The sequence below is a fragment of the Hominisplanchenecus murintestinalis genome, from assembly GCF_943193015.1.
In the GTDB taxonomy this organism is placed as follows: domain Bacteria; phylum Bacillota; class Clostridia; order Lachnospirales; family Lachnospiraceae; genus Hominisplanchenecus_A; species Hominisplanchenecus_A murintestinalis.
This window is the reverse complement of the sequence record NZ_CALPCM010000096.1, coordinates 1-3134: the sequence shown is the minus strand read 5'-3', so window position 1 is coordinate 3134 and position 3134 is coordinate 1. Positions and strand designations below refer to the sequence as shown.

Below are 3134 nucleotides of genomic sequence, written 5' to 3'. Positions count from 1 at the left end.
TGGTCAAGCCTTCGACCTATTAGTAGCAGTCAGCTCCATGCATTGCTGCACTTCCACCCCTGCCCTATCAACCTCGTCGTCTTCAAGGGGTCTTACCGCTTCTGCGGGGGATATCTCATCTTGGGGGGGGCTTCACGCTTAGATGCCTTCAGCGTTTATCCCTTCCCGACTTGGCTACCCGGCCATGCCCCTGGCGGGACAACCGGTGCACCAGTGGTCAGTCCAACCCGGTCCTCTCGTACTAAGGTCAGCTCCCCTCAAATATCCTGCGCCCGCGCCGGATAGGGACCGAACTGTCTCACGACGTTCTGAACCCAGCTCGCGTACCGCTTTAATGGGCGAACAGCCCAACCCTTGGGACCTACTACAGCCCCAGGATGCGATGAGCCGACATCGAGGTGCCAAACCACTCCGTCGATGTGAACTCTTGGGAGTGATAAGCCTGTTATCCCCAGGGTAGCTTTTATCCGTTGAGCGATGGCAATCCCACTTTATGCCACCGGATCACTAAGTCCTACTTTCGTACCTGCCCCACCCGTCGGTGTCGCAGTCAAGCTCCCTTCTGCCTTTGCGCTCTCCGAATGGTTTCCAACCATTCTGAGGGAACCTTTGAGCGCCTCCGATACCCTTTCGGAGGCGACCGCCCCAGTCAAACTCCCCGCCTGGCATTGTCCCCCCGCCGGATCACGGCGGCAGGTTAGAAACCCAATACTGCAGGGGTGGTATCCCAACATCGGCTCCGGGGCTACTGGCGTAACCCTTTCCATGCCTCCCACCTATCCTGTACATGCAATACCGGATCCCAGTGCCAAACTGGAGTAAAGCTCCATGGGGTCTTTCCGTCCTGGCGCGGGTAACCAGCATCTTCACTGGTACTTCAATTTCACCGGATGCATTGCCGAGACAGTGCCCAAATCATTACGCCTTTCGTGCGGGTCGGAACTTACCCGACAAGGAATTTCGCTACCTTAGGACCGTTATAGTTACGGCCGCCGTTTACTGGGGCTTAAGATCAGGGCTTCGCTTGCGCTAACCCCTCCCCTTAACCTTCCAGCACCGGGCAGGCGTCAGCCCATATACCTCACCTTGCGGTTTTGCATAGACCTGTGTTTTTGCTAAACAGTTGCTTGGGCCAATTCTCTGCGGCCCCATCTCTGGGGCACCCCTTCTCCCGAAGTTACGGGGTCATTTTGCCGAGTTCCTTGGCAATGCTTCTTCCGTCGGCCTTAGGATTCTCTCCTCATCCACCTGTGTCGGTTTACGGTACGGGTGCTCTATGAACAATAGCGGCTTTTCTTGACGCATGGCTCGCATACTTCCCTACTCTCTTTCGGTCCGCATCACGTCTTCGGATTGCCCTGCGGTTTTTCCGGCAGGACTCCTACCCCGCTTGCCCGGGTCTTTCCATTCCCCGGCTATGCTCTCCACACGTGTCCCCACAGTTCTGTCATACAGCAGTACAGGAATTTCAACCTGTTGTCCATCGGCTACGCCTTTCGGCCTCGCCTTAGGCCCCGACTTACCCAGGGCAGATCAGCTTTACCCTGGAAACCTTGGATATTCGGCCGGAAGGATTCCCACCTTCCTCTCGCTACTCATTCCGGCATTCTCTCTTCCTGCATGTCCACTGCCCCTTACGGTACAGCTTCTTCCCTGCAGGAATGCTCCCCTACCGATGCACTCACGTGCATCCCTCAGCTTCGGCGGCATGTTTCAGCCCCGGACATTTTCGGCGCAGGACCTCTCGACTAGTGAGCTATTACGCACTCTTTGAATGTATGGCTGCTTCTGAGCCAACATCCTAGCTGTCTTCGAAATCCCACATCCTTTTCCACTTAACACACACTTTGGGGCCTTAGCTGGAGGTCTGGGCTCTTTCCCTTTTGACTGCCCAACTTATCTCGTGCAGTCTGACTCCCGCAGAGCAGTTCCACGGCATTCGGAGTTTGATAACCTTCGGTAAGCTTTGACGCCCCCTAGGGTATTCAGTGCTCTACCTCCGTGAACCTCCTGCGGGGCTAGCCCTAAAGCTATTTCGAGGAGAACCAGCTATCTCCGGGTTCGATTGGAATTTCTCCCCTATCCACACCTCATCCCCACCCTTTTCAACGGATGTGGGTTCGGCCCTCCATTGCCTTTTACGGCAGCTTCAGCCTGGACATGGATAGATCACCCGGTTTCGGGCCTGCACTGGCTGACTAAAACGCCCTATTCAGACTTGGTTTCCCTCCGGCTCCGTGCCTTTGGCACTTAACCTTGCCAGCCGGCGCAGCTCGCCGGACCGTTCTACAAAAAGTACGCGGTCGCGCATATGCAGCGCTCCCACAGCTTGTAAACACAGGGTTTCAGGTTCTCTTTCACTCCCCTCCCGGGGTTCTTTTCACCTTTCCTTCACAGTACTATGCGCTATCGGTCACTGGGCAGTATTTAGCCTTGGGGGGTGGTCCCCCCGACTTCCCACAAGGTTTCACGTGTCTCGTGGTACTCTGGATCCCGCTTGGCCATTCCGGTTTTCACGTACGGGGCTTTCACCCTCTCCGGCCGGCTTTCCCAAAACCGTTCCGTTAACCTTCCTGGATCCTCTCTGCGGTCCTTAACCCCGGCATGCACGCATGCCGGTTTGGGCTCTTCCGCGTTCGCTCGCCGCTACTTACGGAATCGATGTTTCTTTCTCTTCCTCCGGGTACTTAGATGTTTCAGTTCCCCGGGTTCCCCTCCATACGTTATGGATTGGCGTATGGATGCCTGAGGGTTTCTCAGGCGGGTTTCCCCATTCAGATATCTCCGGATCGATGGGTATTTGCCCCTCCCCGAAGCTTTTCGCAGCTTATCACGTCTTTCATCGGCTCCCAGTGCCAAGGCATCCACCCTGCGCTCTTCTTCGCTTAACCATCTTCCGCATGCATAGCGTTGCATGCGCCTGGTTTCTGGTCAATTTCCGCGGGTAATGAGCCAGTCGAATATTCATATTCAGTTGGCGAATACCGCGGGAGCAAAACAGCACGCTGTTTTGACTCTTGAGTTTTCTTCTCTGGTCTTTACCATATACTTCTTTCTATGATAACTACCTCGGATGTCTTTTCACTAATTTTTATTAGATAGAATATTTGTTTCCTATATGTGGTTTTCAAGGT

Annotated in this window: 1 rRNA gene; it reads right to left on the bottom strand. The window is 54.8% G+C overall.

The annotated features are described in order from the left end of the window. A 23S ribosomal RNA gene (locus NFR99_RS14985) occupies nucleotides 1-2891 on the bottom strand. Nucleotides 2892-3134: the final 243 nt, after the last annotated feature.